Annotated in this window: 17 protein-coding genes and 1 tRNA gene; 14 read left to right on the top strand and 4 right to left on the bottom strand. The window is 63.7% G+C overall.

The genetic code is table 11. The annotated features are described in order from the left end of the window. Positions 1–15: 15 nt before the first annotated feature. From TQ29_RS09175 to TQ29_RS09135, 9 genes are all read left to right on the top strand, one after another. Positions 16–327, top strand: coding sequence for a heavy metal-binding domain-containing protein (locus tag TQ29_RS09175; protein ID WP_054538899.1), 312 nt, complete (start codon positions 16–18; stop codon positions 325–327). A gap of 81 nt (positions 328–408) precedes the next feature. Then, the gene (locus TQ29_RS09170; protein ID WP_157445558.1) at positions 409–915 is read left to right on the top strand and encodes a hypothetical protein; all 507 of its coding nucleotides are present in this window, start codon (positions 409–411) and stop codon (positions 913–915) included. Between the two features lie 147 nt (positions 916–1,062). Next, entirely contained in the window at positions 1,063–1,818 is a 756-nt protein-coding gene (sufC, locus tag TQ29_RS09165) for a Fe-S cluster assembly ATPase SufC (protein ID WP_054538897.1), read from the top strand. Next, complete coding sequence (gene sufD, locus TQ29_RS09160; protein WP_054538896.1) at positions 1,818–3,107, top strand: Fe-S cluster assembly protein SufD; 1,290 nt, start codon at positions 1,818–1,820, stop codon at positions 3,105–3,107. Before sufC ends, sufD begins: the two co-directional genes overlap by 1 nt. 11 nt (positions 3,108–3,118) lie before the next feature. Then, on the top strand, positions 3,119–3,622 hold the full coding sequence (locus tag TQ29_RS09155; protein ID WP_054538895.1) for a YIP1 family protein: 504 nt from the start codon (positions 3,119–3,121) through the stop codon (positions 3,620–3,622). Then, the gene (locus TQ29_RS09150) at positions 3,619–4,221 is read left to right on the top strand and encodes a Yip1 family protein (protein ID WP_037206689.1); all 603 of its coding nucleotides are present in this window, start codon (positions 3,619–3,621) and stop codon (positions 4,219–4,221) included. Before TQ29_RS09155 ends, TQ29_RS09150 begins: the two co-directional genes overlap by 4 nt. Beyond that, the gene (locus TQ29_RS09145) at positions 4,214–5,434 is read left to right on the top strand and encodes a cysteine desulfurase (RefSeq protein ID WP_054538894.1); all 1,221 of its coding nucleotides are present in this window, start codon (positions 4,214–4,216) and stop codon (positions 5,432–5,434) included. The genes TQ29_RS09150 and TQ29_RS09145 overlap by 8 nt, the downstream gene beginning before the upstream one ends. A 271-nt stretch (positions 5,435–5,705) precedes the next feature. Next, a tRNA-Arg gene (locus TQ29_RS09140) sits at positions 5,706–5,782 on the top strand. Positions 5,783–6,272: 490 nt separating this feature from the next. Next, positions 6,273–7,844 (top strand): NAD(P)/FAD-dependent oxidoreductase, encoded by a 1,572-nt coding sequence (locus TQ29_RS09135; RefSeq protein WP_054538893.1) that lies wholly within the window; start codon positions 6,273–6,275, stop codon positions 7,842–7,844. Positions 7,845–7,962: 118 nt separating this feature from the next. Here TQ29_RS09135 and TQ29_RS09130 read toward each other — a convergent pair whose 3' ends face one another. After that, positions 7,963–8,154: a DUF3008 family protein gene (locus TQ29_RS09130; protein WP_054538892.1), complete on the bottom strand. Its 192-nt coding sequence runs from the start codon at positions 8,152–8,154 to the stop codon at positions 7,963–7,965. A 325-nt stretch (positions 8,155–8,479) separates the two neighbouring features. On the opposite strand from TQ29_RS09130, the gene TQ29_RS09125 reads away from it, so the two are divergent. Continuing rightward, positions 8,480–10,555 (top strand): catalase, encoded by a 2,076-nt coding sequence (locus TQ29_RS09125; protein ID WP_054540387.1) that lies wholly within the window; start codon positions 8,480–8,482, stop codon positions 10,553–10,555. 68 nt (positions 10,556–10,623) lie between these two features. Here the strand turns inward: TQ29_RS09125 and TQ29_RS09120 are convergent, their stop codons facing one another. Next, entirely contained in the window at positions 10,624–11,625 is a 1,002-nt protein-coding gene (locus TQ29_RS09120) for a putative zinc-binding metallopeptidase (protein ID WP_054538891.1), read from the bottom strand. 105 nt (positions 11,626–11,730) lie between these two features. Continuing rightward, positions 11,731–12,231, bottom strand: a complete 501-nt coding sequence (locus TQ29_RS09115; RefSeq protein ID WP_054538890.1) for a pyridoxamine 5'-phosphate oxidase family protein — start codon at positions 12,229–12,231, stop codon at positions 11,731–11,733. Here TQ29_RS09115 and TQ29_RS20650 point away from each other — a divergent pair. The 3 genes from TQ29_RS20650 to TQ29_RS09105 all read left to right on the top strand — a co-directional run bounded on the left by TQ29_RS20650 (position 12,230) and on the right by TQ29_RS09105 (position 14,026). Then, positions 12,230–12,367 (top strand): hypothetical protein, encoded by a 138-nt coding sequence (locus TQ29_RS20650; RefSeq protein ID WP_157445557.1) that lies wholly within the window; start codon positions 12,230–12,232, stop codon positions 12,365–12,367. The genes TQ29_RS09115 and TQ29_RS20650 overlap by 2 nt on opposite strands. Before the next feature lie 117 nt (positions 12,368–12,484). Continuing rightward, positions 12,485–12,901 (top strand): hypothetical protein, encoded by a 417-nt coding sequence (locus TQ29_RS09110; protein WP_054538889.1) that lies wholly within the window; start codon positions 12,485–12,487, stop codon positions 12,899–12,901. A gap of 30 nt (positions 12,902–12,931) precedes the next feature. After that, entirely contained in the window at positions 12,932–14,026 is a 1,095-nt protein-coding gene (locus tag TQ29_RS09105; RefSeq protein WP_054538888.1) for a PHB depolymerase family esterase, read from the top strand. 76 nt (positions 14,027–14,102) lie between these two features. Here TQ29_RS09105 and TQ29_RS09100 read toward each other — a convergent pair whose 3' ends face one another. After that, on the bottom strand, positions 14,103–14,618 hold the full coding sequence (locus tag TQ29_RS09100; RefSeq protein WP_054538887.1) for a hypothetical protein: 516 nt from the start codon (positions 14,616–14,618) through the stop codon (positions 14,103–14,105). A 283-nt stretch (positions 14,619–14,901) separates the two neighbouring features. Between TQ29_RS09100 and glsA the strand changes: the two genes are divergently transcribed. Next, positions 14,902–16,785 (top strand): glutaminase A, encoded by a 1,884-nt coding sequence (gene glsA / locus TQ29_RS09095; RefSeq protein WP_162231819.1) that lies wholly within the window; start codon positions 14,902–14,904, stop codon positions 16,783–16,785. The last annotated feature ends 5 nt before the right edge of the window (positions 16,786–16,790 follow it).

Below are 16,790 nucleotides of genomic sequence, written 5' to 3'. Positions count from 1 at the left end.
GAGGGATATCAGGACATGATCGTAACCACCACGCCCTCTGTCGAGGGCCGCAAGATCACCGCCTATCACGGCGTCGTCGTGGGCGAGGCCATTCTGGGCGCCAACGTGTTCCGCGATCTGTTCGCGGGCATCACCGATATCATCGGCGGCCGGTCCGGTGCCTATGAGCAGAGCCTGGCCGAGGCGCGCGGCACCGCGCTGCGCGAGCTGGAAGAGCGCGCCGCGGCCGTGAGCGGCAATGCGGTGGTCGGCGTCGATCTGGATTACGAGGTGATCAACAACATGCTGATGGTTTCGGCCAGCGGCACGGCTGTCACACTGGGATAAGGCGAAAAATGACGCGTTTTCTATCGAAAACCTGCCACATTTCGGCGCCAGTTTCACCGCAACACGCGGTCGGAGGCAGGGATGACCATGAATGTGAACAAGGCGGGGTTCGAACAGCGGCTGGCCCGGATCAGCTCGGGCCGTCAGTTCGTGCCGGACGGCGTGGTCGTCGCGCGGCCCCGGGCGGTGCCGGCGAAAAAGGCGCCGCGTCTTGGCAACGCGCTCTACCCGCTGTCGATCGTCATGGCGTTTTTCCTGGGGCTGTTCACCCTGTTCGCCTCGCGCTACGTGCGGTTTCATCTGCTGGGCGGCGCGGGCGCCGGGGCGGATGTGCTGGCGGATTATCTGGCGATGGATATGGCGATGTCGATGGTCGTGTCTTTCGTGATCCGCATGGCCACCAACATGAAATCGCCCGAGCATCTGGCGGCAAAGGGGTTCGGCATCGGGCTTGCGGCGCTGTGCATGCATATGGCCGTGCATCGCGCGCCCGGCCTGTTCGCGCTGATCTTCAGCGATGCCTGGGTGCGCGGCGTGATCGCCAGTACGCAGCCCAATTCTATCCTGTTCCTGACCATCGGCGGCTGAGCCGCGCCTTCGCGCCGCCGCACAAATCTGGTGCCGTGCCGCAAGCATGGCGCCCTTGCGCACAGCTGACACCTTCTGGCGCCATCGCCTCATCGGCATGGCGCGCCGCCGGCCTGCTGCCGGCCCAAAGATATTCCGGAGAGAAAAATGCTTGAGATCAAAAACCTGCAGGTCAAACTTGAAGAAGAGGACAAGCAAATCCTCAAGGGCGTCGATCTGACGGTCGAGCCGGGTTCGGTTCATGCCATCATGGGGCCGAACGGCTCTGGCAAATCGACGCTGAGCTATGTGCTGTCGGGCCGCGGCGGCTATGAGGTGACGGGCGGCTCGGCAATGCTAGACGGGGAGGACCTGCTGGAGATGGAGCCTGAAGAGCGCGCCGCGGCGGGGCTGTTCCTGGCGTTCCAGTACCCGGTCGAGATCCCCGGCGTGGGCAACATGACCTTCCTGCGCACCGCCGTGAACGCGCAGCGCAAGGCCCGTGGCGAAGAGGAGATCAGCGCCGCCGATTTCCTGAAACTGGTCCGCGCCAAGGCCAAGACGCTGAAGATTGATGCCGATATGCTGAAACGCCCGGTCAACACCGGCTTTTCGGGCGGCGAGAAGAAGCGCAACGAGATCCTGCAGATGGCGATGCTGGAACCCAAGATGTGCATCCTCGACGAGACCGATTCAGGGCTGGACGTGGATGCGATGAAGCTGGTCTCCGAAGGCGTGAACGCGCTGCGCGACGGCAAGCGGGGCTTCGTGGTTATCACGCATTATCAACGGCTTCTGGACCATATCAAACCTGACGTGGTGCATATCATGGCCGCTGGCCGCATCGTCAAGACGGGCGGGCCCGAGCTGGCGCTGGAGGTCGAGCAAAACGGCTATGCCGATATTCTGGCGGAGTTTGCGTGATGGGCCTGCCACAAGCAAAACTGGATAGCACCGAGGCGCGGATCGCCGCCCTTTCGCCGCTGACGGGCGCGGCCTGGATCGAGACGGCACAGGCCGGGGCGCTGGCCCGGCTGCGGGCGATGGGCTTGCCGGGGCGGCGGGATGAATATTGGAGATACACGAACCCGACCGGTCTGAACGCCCCGCAGGCGGCCGCCGCTGCGGTGTTTTCTGTTTCGGATGAAAGCCCGATTTACGGCAATCTGGATACGCTCGATATCGTCTTTCGGGATGGTGTCTTCGATGCGGGTGCGTCGGACGAGCTGTCGCTCGAAGGGGTCGTGATCGAGCGGCTTGGAGAGGCCGCGCTTGCCGATATCCATTGGGCGAAAGACGTTTACGGCGTGTTGGAAGAGCGCGGGCAGGCGCCGGTTCAGCGCCCCTTGGCCGCGCTCAACACCGCCTTCGCGCATGACGGGATCCTGCTCCGCGCCACCGGCGTGGTGAAAAAGCCGATCCGGTTTGTTTATCTCCATGAATCAGAGACATCCGATGCGATGCTGCACCATGTGATCAAGGTGGAGGAGGGGGCGGAACTGACCGTTCTGGAAAACGGACCGGCGGCAGCACGGTTCAACAAGGTGATGGAGGTGGAGGTCGCCGACAAGGCCGCCTTCCACCATATCCGCGCCCAGGGCCGTGATCACGAGCGGCAGGCGGTCACCCATATCTTTGCCCGGCTCGGGGCCGAGAGCCTGTTCAAATCCTTCACCATGACAGCCAATGGCGTGATGACCCGCAACGAGGCGGTGATCGAGCTGACCGGGAATGACGCCTCGGCGCATATCGCGGGCGTGGCGTTGGGCGACGGCGATTTTCACCATGACGACACGGTGTTCGTTACCCACGACGCAGTGAATTGCGAAAGCCGTCAGGTGTTCAAGAAGGTGCTGCGTAACGGTGCCACCGGCGTGTTTCAGGGCAAGATCCTGGTCAAGGCGGGGGCGCAGAAGACCGACGGCTACCAGATCAGCCAGGCGCTGCTGCTGGATGACAACGCGCAGTTCCTGGCCAAGCCGGAACTGGAGATCTATGCCGACGACGTGGCCTGTTCGCATGGCTCCACCTCGGGTGCGCTCGACGAGGATGCGCTGTTCTATCTGCGCGCCCGCGGGGTGCCCCGGAGCGAGGCGACCGACATGCTGACGCTGGCGTTTCTGGCCGAGGCGATCGACGAGATCGCCGCTGCCGAAATCGCCGCCGAAATTCTGGACCGGCTCGAAGGCTGGCTTGCACGGCGCCGGGGATAGGCCGGGGATAGATGGCGATCACAACCGAGATCCTGAAAACCTATCGTGCGCCGCGCGCGGCGCTGCGCCGGCAGCTTGACGGCGGCCCGCGCGAGGATCGCGCGCTGGTCTATGTCTTCACGGCCTGTCTGCTGGTGTTTCTGTCCACCCTGCCGCGCCTTGCGCGCGAGACGCATCTGAACCCCGAGATCCCGCTGGACGCGCGCATCGGCGGCGCGCTTCTGGGCTGGGTCTTCATCGTTCCGCTGGCGCTTTACGGAATTGCGGCGGGCAGTCATCTGATTGCCCGGCTGCTGGGCGGGCGGGGCAGCTGGTTCGGCGCGCGTCTGGCGCTGTTCTGGGCGTTTCTGGCGATCTCGCCGCTGTGGCTGTTGCACGGGCTGGTGGCAGGGTTCATCGGGTCGGGCGCCACGCTGACGGCGGTTTCAAGCCTCGTGACCTTCGGCTTCCTTTACATCTGGGGCGCAGGCCTTATGGAAGCCGAAGGACATGGCCATGCGGAGAGGCAGGTATGAGCGAGACGCTGATTTCCCTGATCGGGCTGGCGCGCGACACGGTGCTGCGCCCGCAGGATGGCGCGCGGCGGGTGCTGGCGCTGCCGTATCCGCGCGCGCTGTGGTGGCAGGCGCTGGCGCTGGTGGTGATCCTGGGTCTGATGATGACCTATCTCAGCAACGCGCTGATCCCGGCCCCGGCCGATCCGATGATGGCGTTTTTCAACGACGCGCCATTGGTGACCGCACTGATCGCCTTTGGCGCCACGTTGGCGATGGTGATCTGCATTCACCGCGTCGGGCGGGCGCTGGGGGGGCATGGCAGCTTTGAAGGCGCGCTGCGGCTGACGGTCTGGCTTCAGGCGGTGATGCTGCTGTTCAACGCGGTACAGATCTTCTTTCTGATCGCCCTGCCGCCCTTCGCGGTGCTGATGGGCTTTGTGAACATCGGCCTGACCCTGTGGCTGCTGACCAATTTCGTCGCGGTGCTGCACGGGTTCAAATCGCTGTTCCCGGTGTTTCTGATGATCCTGCTGACGGGGTTCGCCCTTGGCCTGACCTTCTTCATGCTGCTCTCGATGACCGGGGCGCTCATGGTACCGGAGCTTTATGATGTATGATGTCAACGCCATCCGCCGTGATTTTCCGATCCTCGCGCGCGAGGTGAACGGCAAGCCGCTGGTCTATCTCGATAACGGCGCCTCGGCGCAAAAGCCGCAGGTGGTGATCGACGCGATAACGCAGGCCTATTCGATGGAATACGCCAACGTGCATCGCGGGCTGCATTACCTGAGCAATCTGGCGACCGAGAAATACGAGGCCGTGCGCGGCAAGGTGGCGGCGTTTCTCGGCGCGAAGGACGAGAACGAGATCGTCTTTACCTCGGGCACGACCGAGGGCATCAATCTTGTCGCCCATGGCTGGGCGATGCCGCGGCTGCAGGCGGGCGACGAGATCGTGCTGAGCGTGATGGAGCATCACGCCAATATCGTGCCCTGGCATTTCCTGCGCGAGCGGCAGGGCGTGGTGCTGAAATGGGTGGATGTGGACGCCAATGGCGATCTCGATCCCGAAGCGGTGATCGCCGCGATCGGCCCGAAGACCAGGCTGATCGCGCTGACCCACATGTCGAATGTTCTTGGCACGGTGGTCGATGTGAAACCGATCGTGGACGCCGCGCATGACAGGGGTGTCGCGGTACTGCTCGATGGCTCGCAGGCGGCGGTGCACCGGCCGGTGGATGTGGATGCGATCGGGGCCGATTTCTATGCCATCACCGGGCACAAGCTGTACGGCCCTTCCGGGTCGGGCGCGATTCATATCCGCAAGGAGCGCATGGCCGAGATGCGCCCATTCATGGGTGGCGGTGACATGATCCGAGAGGTGCACAAGGACAGCGTGACCTATGCCGAGCCGCCGATGAAGTTCGAGGCCGGAACCCCCGGAATCGTTCAGCAAATCGGGATGGGCGTGGCGCTGGACTACATGATGGGGCTGGGCATGGAGAATGTCGCCGCGCATGAGGCCGCGCTGACCGCCTATGCGCGCGACCGGCTGGCCGGGCTGAACTGGCTGAACGTGCAGGGCAATTCGGCGGGCAAGGGCGCGATATTTTCCTTCACGCTCGATGGTCCGGCCCATGCCCATGACATTTCCACCGTGCTCGACAAGAAGGGCGTCGCGGTGCGGGCGGGGCATCACTGCGCCGGCCCGCTGATGGACCATCTGGGGGTGACGGCCACCTGCCGCGCCTCTTTCGGGCTCTACAACACCACGCAGGAGGTCGACCGGCTGATCGAGGCGCTGGAGCTGTGTCACGAGCTGTTCGCCTGAGCCCGCAGCAGGGCAGGCGGACGCCGGGCGGAAGGGGGCCGGGAAAGGGTTTGCAGCCCCGCACGCTTTCCCCTATATGACGGCACGAGAGCTGCCCCGTGGCGCCGCAAGGGGTGTTTCCCTGCGACAGGCGGATACGGGGGGGCGGGAGTAGAAGGTAAAAAGTAGCGCGAAAGCAATCTCTTGCGGATACGGACAAGTTTCCGGTTGCAAGGTCTGGCCCTTCGCGTAAGCAGTATGCAGGCATTCCGGGATTTTCGAATCTCACTGCGCACCCATAGCTCAGCTGGATAGAGCGTCGCCCTCCGAAGGCGAAGGCCTCAGGTTCGAATCCTGATGGGTGCGCCATTTCACTTCTCTCGGCTGAAATCTCCCCCGCCCCCTTGAAGGGTCAGGAACTATTCGGGATTCGAGCCCCCTGTTTCCGACAGTGGCGATCAGGCGCGGCAAAACGGATTTGCCTGCGCGCAAGGGCCGTGGCACCAGCTGCTGGGCGTTCGTGAACCTGTTGGAACGTGGCGATATCGGCCAGGCCGTCTTGCTGACTTTACAGATGGTTCCGAAGGCACCCGCTGTTTCAAACGCTGCGGGATCGCCTCTGTCCGGCGGGCTGGTTTCTGAAAATGACGCGCTACATTGCCCCGGGGAAACAGAGCTGTCGGACAATGAAGGAGATATCCCGGCCAAGCCCGCCGGGGCTTTGTCTGCACATGGATCGATCGCTTTTTCACCCGGGCCGCGCGCACAGGCACCGCATGCAGGCACCGCGTACCGAAGCCCGGACCGATTGGTAACGAGCGCAACGCTTTCAAAAGCGAAAGACGGGAGAAACGAACACATGACCAAATATGACGTCGCGGTGATCGGCGCCGGGCACAACGCCCTGACCAGCGCCTGCTATCTGGCGAAGGCCGGCAAGAAAGTGGTTGTCCTTGAGCGCCGGCCGGTGATCGGCGGGGCCGCCTGCACAGAGGAGATGTTCGGCGGCTACAAGGTTGATATCGGCTCATCCATCCATGTGCTTTTCCCGACCACCGGAATCGCCAGGGATCTGGAACTCGAGAAGCACGGTCTCGAATATATCGAACTGGACCCTTGGGGTTTCTATCCGGTCAAGGGCACCGACAAGGCGATCACCTTTTACCGCAGCCTCGACAAGACCTGCGAGAGCATTGCCGCGATCAGCCCGCGCGATGCGGAAACCTATCGGGATTTCATGACGACATGGGGCGACGTGCAGCGTCTGATCTGGCCGGCGATGTCGGAACCGCCCTCCATGGGACAGACGATCGCCTCGGTGCTGAAAACAGCGTTCACCAGGCCCGGCGCCGTGCGTACCGCGCTCAAATCCGATGATCTGGTCCGCCAGGTGCTCATCGATTCCCGTCGCCTGCTCGAGGAGCTTTTCGAGAGTGAGGAGTTGAAGGCGGCGTTGATCTGGCTCGGCGCCCAGAACGGCCCGCATCCCGATACGGCGTCAAGCGCGACCATCCTTGGCCATTACGGCATGATCCATGACGATGGCGCGTTCCGCGCGATCGGCGGCTCTGGAATGGTGTCGGTGGCGCTCGGCCGTGCGCTGGAAGGGTTCGGCGGCACGATCCTGACCGATGCCGAGGTGGAGCGGGTGGTTAAAACCGGCGATGGTTTCGAGGTGCGCGCCGGCGACATGGCGGTGACCGCCGAAAACGTTCTGTTCGGCTGCCACGTCCAGACCGCGCTGCTCAAGCTGCTCGACCCGGATCTGGTCGACCCTGGCATGGCGCGCCGGTTGAAGGCGCTCAAGGTGATGAACGGCTCCGGTTTCATGATCCGTCAGGCCGTCTCGGAGCTGCCGGCCTATGCGGGGCAGGCGCTGAACGAGCACGGGGTCGGCGAATGCCATCACGGCATGCAACTGCTTTGCCCCAGCGTCCAGACGCTCACGCGCTCCACGAATCTCGGGCGCGCAGGGCGCCCGCCCGAGGTGCCACCGGTGATGCAGATGAGCTTCACAGCGGTAGACCCGTCGCTTGCGCCCGAAGGCAAGCATCTGCTCTACAGCTGGTCATCCTATCATCCCTATCACCTGGAGGGCGAGAACTGGGACGATATCGCCGAGCGCGAAGCCGACAAGATCTGGGATGTGGTCTGCGACTATACGCCGAACATGAAGGGCAAGCTGATTGATCGCTACATCCAGACACCGCTGGACATCGAGCGCGTGATCGGGATGGTCCAGGGCGATGTCACCCATCTGGAAATGAGCATGGACCAAATGCTTTCGTTCCGGCCGCTGCCGGATCTGTCCGGTTACAAGACGCCGATCGAGGGCGTCTATCTAACCGGCGCCAGCACGCATCCCGGCGGCGGCGTCTGGGGCGCGAGCGGCCGAAGCGCCGCCAAGGTGATGCTGAAGAACATAACGTGACGAACGGCCGGCGCGCGGATCCTTTTGCTCTCGCGCCGGTCTCACCTTGCGCGAGGGCGGTTGCAGGCGGCGCGGAAGGGCGAGTTGGGGGCAGGGCGGGACAACCGTGAAGCGCCTGTCAGTCGTCGCCGTCTGCGGTGTCGGGCAGCCCCTTGCGCGGTGTCGATGCCAGTTCCTCGAGCTCCTTCTGCGTCATCGAGTCATACATGTCCTTCGACGCGCCCTTCAACGAAGAGACGGACGTTTCACCGCGTTTGGCGGAAAGGGCCGCCCCGGCGGCCTTTTGCTGTGCTTTCGATCTTGCGGGCATGGTGACCTCCTTTGCATGTCCAAAGACGCAACCTTTCGGCGCTCCGATCGTTCCGCTCGGGAAGGCCGCCGCGTTTGGGGCACCGATCGCCAAGCGGCCCCCGGCATTCGGACATCAGGCTCGGGCGCGTCCCGCCCCAGCACGGGCGAAACTCTCGCGCCGCTTTGCCGGCGGGTGCGCCTTTCCCTGATCGGGGCCATACCGGCAGGACCCTGCCGACCGCCGGACCGTTTTCACGGCGGCAGGGAACCCGCGCGCGCCATCCCCCGTTGCCCCTGTGACCCTGAGCGCCATTTCGCCGCTCGTTCACAACCAGGAGGACGCCATGTCGCCGAAAAAGACCAGCCCCGAAATCACCATGACCCAAGGCGCCGGAGGAGAGCCGCAGCAACGCGGCGGCGAGACGCTGACCACCAATCACGGCATGCCGATCCCCGACAACCAGAACAGCCTGAAATCCGGCAAGCGCGGCCCGACGCTGCTTGAGGATTTCGTGCTGCGCGAAAAGATTTTCCACTTCGACCATGAACGCATCCCCGAGCGCATCGTTCATGCCCGCGGCACAGGCGTGCACGGGTATTTCGAATGCACTGATCCGATTCCCGAACTGACCATGGCCCAGCCGTTCCGGGAAAAGGGCACCAAGGTGCCGGTCTTTGCCCGGTTCTCGACCGTGGCCGGCTCGAAAGGGTCAAAGGATACGCCGCGCGACGTGCGCGGGTTCGCGGTGAAATTCTACACCGAAGAGGGCAATTGGGACCTCGTCGGCAACAACATCCCGGTGTTCTTCATCCAGGACGCGATGAAATTCCCCGACCTGATCCATTCGGTGAAACCCGAGGCCGACCGTGGCTTTCCGCAGGCCGCGTCCGCCCATGACACGTTCTGGGATTTCATCTCGCTGACACCTGAATCGATGAACATGGTGATGTGGGTCATGTCCGACCGGGCGATCCCGCGTTCCTTCCGGATGATGGACGGGTTCGGTGTTCATACCTTCCGCTTCATCAATGCCGATGGCGCGGCGAAATTCGTCAAGTTCCACTGGCGCAGCACCCTGCGCGCGCAATCGACGACATGGGACGAGGCGGTCAAGATTTCCGGCGCCGATCCCGATTATCAGCGCCGCGACATGTTCGAGGCGATCCAGTCGGGCGACTTCCCCGAATGGGAGCTGGGCGTTCAGGTCTTTGACGAAGACTGGGCGGCGCAACAGCCCTATGACGTGCTCGACGCGACCAAGCTGATCCCAGAGGAAGACATCCCGCTGCGCATCGTCGGGCGCATGGTGCTCGACCGTTACCCGGACAATTTCTTTGCCGAGACCGAGCAGGTCGCGTTCCTGCCGACGAACGTCATTCCGGGGATCGATTTTTCCGAAGATCCGCTGCTGCAGGGGCGGCTGTTCTCTTATCTCGACACTCAGAAATCGCGGCTGGGGACGACGAATTTCCACCAGATCCCGGTCAACGCGCCGAAATGCCCGATGCATAATTTCCAGCGCGACGGGATGATGCAGACGCATGTTCACAAGGGGCGCGCGAATTACGAGCCGAACAGCCTTTACAAGGCGGAAGAGGAAACCGGCCCCCGCCCGGCGGAGCACACGTTCACCACCCATCCGGAGGCCGAGGCCGGGCCGAAGCTGCGGGTGCGCTCTGAAAGCTTTGCCGACCATTACAGCCAGGCGCGCCAGTTCTACCTGAGCCAGACCAAACCGGAGCAGGATCACATCGTCGCGGCCATCACCTTCGAGCTGTCGAAGGTCGATCTGGAGCATGTGCGCGAACAGGTGCTGGCGCAGCTGCGCAACATCGACGAAGACATGGCCGCGCGCATCGCCAAGGGGCTGAACATCGACCTGCCGGAAGCCGCCGAACCCGCCAGGGAGCCGGTGGACATGCCGGTTTCGGACGCGCTCTCGATCCACAAGACCGCGACGACGGCGCCCAAGGGCCGCATGATCGGTGTGCTGGTCACCGATGGCACGGAGGACGCGCAGGTGGACGAGATCATGGCGGCGGCCGAGAAGGCGGGCGTGACGGTCAAGATCATCGCCGAAGCGCGCGGCGGCGTGACGCTCCGATCGGGCGAAAAGCTTGCGGCGGACGGGCAACTGGCCGGCTCACCTTCGGTGCTGTTCGATGCGGTGGCCGTGCTGGCCGCACCCGACGCCGCCGATCACCTTGCGACCCTCGCGCCCGCGAAAGATTTCGTGGCCGATGCCTTCGCGCATCTCAAGGCGATGGTGGTGACCGAGGCCGCGACCAAGCTGCTCGAGGCCGTCGACATCAAGCCGGACGAGTTCGTCTTTGATGCCGGCACCGCGCTCACGGCCGTGGTCGAGCACGCCCATGAACGGCTCTGGGCGCGCGAGGCCATGGTGAACCCCGCGCCGTAAAAAGCCGCCGAGAAACACAAAGGGCGCGCCCGCGAGGACGCGCCCTTTTCATGTCAAATGGTTCGTTCTCATGGGGCTTTCTGGCCGCCTTCAATGATCAGCCTGCGGACCGTCTCCATCTTCTCGATGATCGCGGGGGACAGGACAAAGGGGTAGAACGTGTCATGCCCCATCGCCTGATTGACCGCGTTCAGAGCGATCGACAGATCGATCCAGGCGCGGGCGAGCTGTTCCATCGGCACCGCTGCCATGGCGCGCAACCCGCCCTCCGGCAACCCGGAGCCGGCGATCAGGCCAAACGCCTGTGCGGTTTCCAGCCCCTCGAGAACATGCAGCACATGCGCCCAGGTTTCAGCGAAATCCTCCCACGGATGCGAACTGGCATAGGCGGAGATATAGCGCTCGGCCCAGTCGGCGGGGGGGCCTTCGGCGTAATGGGCGGCGAGGGAGGCGCCGTAATCCTGACGGTCATCGCCGAACACCGCCCGAAGCGTGTCGAGCAGGCGCGGATCGGCGCCGGTGAGCACATCCCAGTAGTGATGCGCGACCTCGTGGCGGAAATGACCGGGCAGCGTGCGATAGGGTTCGTGCATCTCTTCGCGGATGCGCGCGCGTTCGGCATCGTCGGCCTCGGCGATGTTCAGCGTGATGGTGCCGTTTTCATGGCCGGTCAGAACCCGTGGCGCGTTGGGGCCGGGCGGGTCTGCCTTGAACTCGAACACCGGGGCAGGGGCGCCGGCCGCATCGACAAGCGGCAGGCCAAGCCTGTCGAGCATCAGGATCACGGCGCGTTTGGCCTGCTCCAGCCGCGCCCATTTTTCGGCGTTGCCACCGACCGACAGGTTCGGCAGGATCGCGGTATGCGCGCAGGACAGGCAGCGCCCGTCCGGGCCCGCCGCCACCCAGTTGCATCCGATGATGGCGCGGTTGGCACAAGCGCGCGCGGTGTCGTCGTCGAGCAGGAGGAAGCCCGCAGCGGGATCAAACCCCAGCTCGGCACCGCAGGACAGGCAGGCGGTGTTGTCGAAATAGAGTCCCTGCTGGCAGGACGGGCAGTGATAGCGGCGCATGATGGCCCCTTGTAAATGGAGCAGGGAACGGAATGCCCCCCGCTGATCGAGAAAACCGGCCCCGCGGAACAGGGCCGGTCTAGCACAGGTCGGGCGCGCGGGCCCTCAGAACGTCAGGATCATGTGGGTCCCGATGTCGGGCAGCTCGTCTTCCTTCATATTCGCCTTCGCGATCTCGAAGCCGAATTTCAGCGTGCTGTCGCTGCTGCCCCAGATCGCGGCGTCGGTGAGTTCAAGACGCAGCATGGTGAGGTTCGGATCCTCCTTGCCGCCATGGAACCACGCGGCGGCCACCGGCGACCAGATCTCGTCCAGCTTGGCCTTGTCACAGGTTTCCGTCAACGTTCCGCGCAGGCAGGCCTGAAAGTCCTGGCCAGTGCTCATCACGCAAAAATGCGCGTGGCTGTCGGGCGCGAGGCTGCGCACCAGATCGGTATCCTTCGAGGTGATGAACCAGATCCGGTTGCGGTCCCAATCGGGAAAATGGGTCATCGGCTGCATATGCTGTGCCGACCCTTCTACGCCCAGCATCCCGGCGCGCAGGTTCTTCATTTCCTTGATCAGGGCGGCGCGGGGGTCTTTCTCAACGGCTTTATAGGCGTTCATGGCCAAATCCTTTCTGCAAGCAGGTGATCTTGCAGGCTCAACGATCCCGCCCCCGCAGGCGTTCCACGAACAGGTCGATACGGCGGGATACCGCCCGCGCCGCAATGGCGGGCGGATCGTGACCGAACGGGCGTAGCGTGCGATTTACATCTTCCGTGGGCTGTCTGGATGCCGTGGACGAAAATACGGCGTTCTGCACTTGCATCCAGCGCAACGACATCCATATACCATCCATACAGATGGAGATAAGACCATGAGCAACGTAAGGCAGATCCGCGACAAGACGCCGGACAGTGAAAAAATCACGATCAACCTCGGCTACGTCGATCTGGGACGGATCGATCTTCTGGTGCAGGAGGGGTTTTACTCCAACCGCAGCGATTTCATCCGGACGGCGATCCGCAATCAGCTCGACACCCACGGCGAAGCCGTCACCAGGTCGATCGAGCGGCACACCCTGGAACTGGGCCTGCGTGACTATGGCAGGGCCGATCTTGAGGCCGTGCGCGACGCGGGCGAGATTTTGCACATCAAGGTCGTCGGGCTTGCCCGCATCGGTGCCGATGTCACGCCCGACCTGGCCCTTCGTACCATTGGCTCGATCACCGTTCTGGGGGCCCTGCAGGCCAGCCCGGACATCAAAAAGGCGCTTGCCGATCGCATTCGGTAAGACGCGCAACACACGATAAGGACGAACAAAATGATCAACTTCAAAGCCGGCGCCCCGCGCCCGGCGACGGATGGCGCGCGCGCTGCGCGCATCGCGGCCGCCAAAGACCTTGTGCAACGCACACTCGCCCGGCACGGGTTGATGCCCGGCCCGGACGGCGGGCAGGCAAGGGGCCTGCAACAGGTCATGCCCTCGATGGAAAACCTGTTGGGCGGTTTGAAATCGCCGTTCGGCACTCCCCCCGCGCAAGACGTTCCGATCCCTGACGGGGCAGAGTTCCGGCATGCGCAGTTTTCCTGTGCCGCCGGCAGCCGCGCCTACCGCACCTACATCCCCTCCACCGCAGGTGACGGCGTCACGGGCATTGTCGTCATGCTGCACGGATGCACGCAGAACCCCGAGGATTTCGCCACCGGAACCGGCATGAACACCCTGGCGGAAGAGCATCGTTTCGTCGTGATCTACCCGCATCAATCGCGCGGTGACAACGCGCAATCATGCTGGAACTGGTTCAGCCGCGGTGATCAACGCCGCGACAGGGGCGAGCCTGCGATATTGGCCGGCATGGCGCGCGAGGCAATGGCCGAACATGGCGTGTCGAAGGAGCAGACCTTCGTCGCCGGCCTGTCTGCCGGGGCCGCGATGGCGGTGATACTTGGCGAAACCTACCCTGATGTCTTTTCGGCCGTGGGCGCCCATTCGGGGCTGCCGTTTGGCGCGGCACGGGATGTGCCATCCGCCTTTGCCGCCATGGCGGGCAATGCGGAGCAATCCACCGGCGCCGCGTCCAACACGCCGGCCGTCCGCACCATCGTGTTTCACGGCACGGGCGATGCCACGGTGCATCCCTCGAACGGCGAACGCATCGCACGCGACGCGATGGATCGCGGGGCGCGGCAATCCGTCGAGATCGAAGAGCAGGGCCACATATCGGGCCGCCGCTTTCGCTGCAAAGTCAGCGCGCCGGCTGGCGGGGCGGCAGAGCTGGAGCATTGGGTGGTGGAAGGATTGGGGCATGCGTGGTCGGGCGGGCGGCCGGGTGGCTCCTACACCGATGAAAAAGGCCCCGATGCCAGCGCCGAGATGATCCGCTTCTTCTTTGAGCCCTCCGGCAGGCGGGGCTGAGGCGGCAAACCGGGGCTCGGGATCAACTGCCACGAAGCGACAGGCGCGCTTCGTGGCCGCGCACCCCGGCGCCAGGCTACATACCCAGGCCGAACAGGATGACGCTGAACATCAGGAACGGGATCGCATAGACGGTATAGCGGTTTTTCTGGCGGATCAGCCCCGCGATCTGCTGTTGCCCGGCCATCATCTCCCGCATGAACACCCGGTCCGACCGGCCGACCCGGGCCAGGATTTCGGCGGGTTTTTCGGTGCTCAGGAAGATCTGCGAAATCCAGTCGTCCGACACCATCTTGCGCGGCCAGACGGTGCGGAAGGCCATGATCGCCGAAACCGTCGCCGACAGGATCGATGGTTTCTGCACCAGCCACTGGAACCGCTCCAGCACCGTAGCGGTGCCGTTCATCGTGAAAAGATCGGCGGCGATGATGCCCAGCACGGCCGCGGCCCCGCCGATCACCAGACTGGCCCTGCGGTCGGCGGCATCCAGACGGCCCGACAGATAGATCGTGAAAGACGACAGGCCGTGCATCTGCAGATAGAGATCACCGCGCCCGTTTTCCTCGGCATCATTGAGAACGGATTTATTCAAATGCGGGGCCTTTCAAATGTCTTCTCGCTGCAAATGCTACCAGCATGAATTACCGTCTGATCCGCTTTGCGTAAAGAGAGGCCGACGGGCGAATTGGATGCCGGGCCTGCACGACCGGGCGAAGGATTGTTATCAGTTTGCCCGTTTGCCGTGCACCAACATGCGAACGGGGAGGCGTGGGCGGGAATAAACTTGCGTCGCGCAGAAGGCTTGTAGCACATTCCCCGAAATTTTCGACATGTGTGGCGCCTTCGGGCGCTTGTTTCAGGAAAGGCAGAATTACATGCCCCGTTCGCCCGCGGTTGCCCCGGCGCCGGATGTGCCGCCGCGCTCGCCGCATGTGGCAACACCGATCGAGACCTATCTGAAGTCGCTTCACATGTCGCTGAGCGATGTCATGGCGGGCGAGGTTGCGAGCTATATCCCAGAGCTGGGGCTGGCGGACCCGAAAAAATTCGGGATCTGCATCGCAACCGTCGATGGCCAGCTTTATTCGGTCGGCGATGCCGGGTGCCCGTTTACCATACAGTCGATGTCCAAGCCCTTCATGCACGGCTATGCGCTGCGCGAGCACGGGCAGGAGCGTGTCGCCCGGCAGGTCGGCGTGGAACCGACGGGCGATCCGTTCAATTCCATCACTCTGGATGATGTGAACAACCGGCCCTTCAATCCGATGGTCAATGCCGGTGCCATCGCCGTGGCCGAGCTGATGAAAGGCGACAACACCAGCGAACGCACGGAAAACATGCTGGACTTCTTCGGCCAGTTCGCCGGGCGCCCGCTGGAGATCGATGAACAGGTCTACCGCTCGGAACATGCGACGGGGCACCGCAACCGGGCAATCGCCTATATGATGCTGAACACCGGCATGCTGAGCCTGCCGCCCGAAGAGGTGCTGGAGACCTATTTCCGGCAATGCTCGATCCGGGTGACGTGCCGGGACATGGCGGTGATGGCGGCGACGCTGGCCGCGCACGGGGTGAACCCGCTTTCGGGGCAGCGCGTGCTTTCGCCCGATCATGTGCGCGATGTGCTGTCGGTCATGAGCACCTGCGGCATGTATGACTATGCCGGGCAGTGGGCGTTCGACGTGGGCCTTCCGGCCAAGAGCGGGGTCGCGGGCGGTGTGATCGCCGTGATCCCCGGCCAGCTTGGCATCGCCGTCTATTCGCCGCCGCTGGATTCTGTCGGCAACAGTATCCGGGGGGTCGCGGTCTGTCAGAAGTTCGCGCAGGATTTCAGCCTTCACGCCTATCACGACCGCACCGATATCCGCTCGGTCATCCGGCGCGAATATACCGCCGGCAATGTTCACTCCAAGCGTATCCGCCCGGCAAGGGAGAGCGCGGTTCTGCGCGCGCAGGGGCACCGGTTGGTGGTGTTCGAGGTACAGGGCGCGCTGTTTTTCGGGTCGACCGAAAAGCTGATCCGGCGGATGGCGGAACGCTCGAAAGAGGCCGATGTCATCGTCGTGGATTTCAAGCGTGCCGGTTTCGTCGACAAGGCCGCCATTCAGCTGATCTGTCAGATGGCGCGCACGCTGGAGCCCACCAGATGCCGGCTGGTCTTTACCGAGCTGGGGTCCTTCGACGCGCTGTCCGATCTTCACGCCGCCGTCGACCGAGAGCGCGCCGAGACCGGGGTCGAGATCGTGCCTGATACCGACCGGGCGCTGGAGGCATACGAGGAAGCGCTGCTGGCCGAGGCCGGGGTTTCGCGCGAAGAGGAAAAGCTCTCGCTGGGCTCGCTCGATCTGTTCGAGGGGCTGGGCACGCAGGAGCTGAAGCTGCTGGAAAGCGCGGTCGGCACCTTTCGGTTCGACGCGGGCGAGCGGATCATCAACGAAGGCGACGACGCGCATCTGTTCTTCATCGTCGCGCGCGGGTCTGTCAGCATTTCGGTGACGGTCGAGGATGGGCGGTCGAAGCGCATCGGCTCTGTCGGGCCGGGCTATTCCTTTGGCGAGATGGCGCTGCTGGACGGCGAGAAACGGTCGGCCGACGTGACGGCGGATGTGCCGGTGCTGTGCTACGGGTTCTCGGTCGCGCGGGTGCGGGAGATCTCGGCGGGCTATCCGAACGTGATGACGGTGATCCTGGGCAATATCGTGCGCAGCATTTCCGACAGGCTGCGCTCTGCCAACGATGAAATCCGCACCCTCGAATGAGGCGC

Source organism: Actibacterium sp. EMB200-NS6 (genome assembly GCF_001305615.1).
Lineage (GTDB): Bacteria > Pseudomonadota > Alphaproteobacteria > Rhodobacterales > Rhodobacteraceae > Actibacterium_A > Actibacterium_A naphthalenivorans.
The sequence above is the reverse complement of the archived record's forward strand: the minus strand, read 5'-3'. Positions and strand labels throughout refer to the sequence as shown.

Coding starts and splice junctions, on each gene's coding strand:
- TQ29_RS09175 (WP_054538899.1), top strand. CDS start 16: ATGATCGTAACCACCACGCCCTCTGTCGAGGGCCGCAAGATCACCGCC.
- TQ29_RS09170 (WP_157445558.1), top strand. CDS start 409: ATGACCATGAATGTGAACAAGGCGGGGTTCGAACAGCGGCTGGCCCGG.
- sufC (WP_054538897.1), top strand. CDS start 1,063: ATGCTTGAGATCAAAAACCTGCAGGTCAAACTTGAAGAAGAGGACAAG.
- sufD (WP_054538896.1), top strand. CDS start 1,818: ATGGGCCTGCCACAAGCAAAACTGGATAGCACCGAGGCGCGGATCGCC.
- TQ29_RS09155 (WP_054538895.1), top strand. CDS start 3,119: ATGGCGATCACAACCGAGATCCTGAAAACCTATCGTGCGCCGCGCGCG.
- TQ29_RS09150 (WP_037206689.1), top strand. CDS start 3,619: ATGAGCGAGACGCTGATTTCCCTGATCGGGCTGGCGCGCGACACGGTG.
- TQ29_RS09145 (WP_054538894.1), top strand. CDS start 4,214: ATGTATGATGTCAACGCCATCCGCCGTGATTTTCCGATCCTCGCGCGC.
- TQ29_RS09135 (WP_054538893.1), top strand. CDS start 6,273: ATGACCAAATATGACGTCGCGGTGATCGGCGCCGGGCACAACGCCCTG.
- TQ29_RS09130 (WP_054538892.1), bottom strand. CDS start 8,154: ATGCCCGCAAGATCGAAAGCACAGCAAAAGGCCGCCGGGGCGGCCCTT.
- TQ29_RS09125 (WP_054540387.1), top strand. CDS start 8,480: ATGTCGCCGAAAAAGACCAGCCCCGAAATCACCATGACCCAAGGCGCC.
- TQ29_RS09120 (WP_054538891.1), bottom strand. CDS start 11,625: ATGCGCCGCTATCACTGCCCGTCCTGCCAGCAGGGACTCTATTTCGAC.
- TQ29_RS20650 (WP_157445557.1), top strand. CDS start 12,230: ATGGCCAAATCCTTTCTGCAAGCAGGTGATCTTGCAGGCTCAACGATC.
- TQ29_RS09115 (WP_054538890.1), bottom strand. CDS start 12,231: ATGAACGCCTATAAAGCCGTTGAGAAAGACCCCCGCGCCGCCCTGATC.
- TQ29_RS09110 (WP_054538889.1), top strand. CDS start 12,485: ATGAGCAACGTAAGGCAGATCCGCGACAAGACGCCGGACAGTGAAAAA.
- TQ29_RS09105 (WP_054538888.1), top strand. CDS start 12,932: ATGATCAACTTCAAAGCCGGCGCCCCGCGCCCGGCGACGGATGGCGCG.
- glsA (WP_162231819.1), top strand. CDS start 14,902: ATGCCCCGTTCGCCCGCGGTTGCCCCGGCGCCGGATGTGCCGCCGCGC.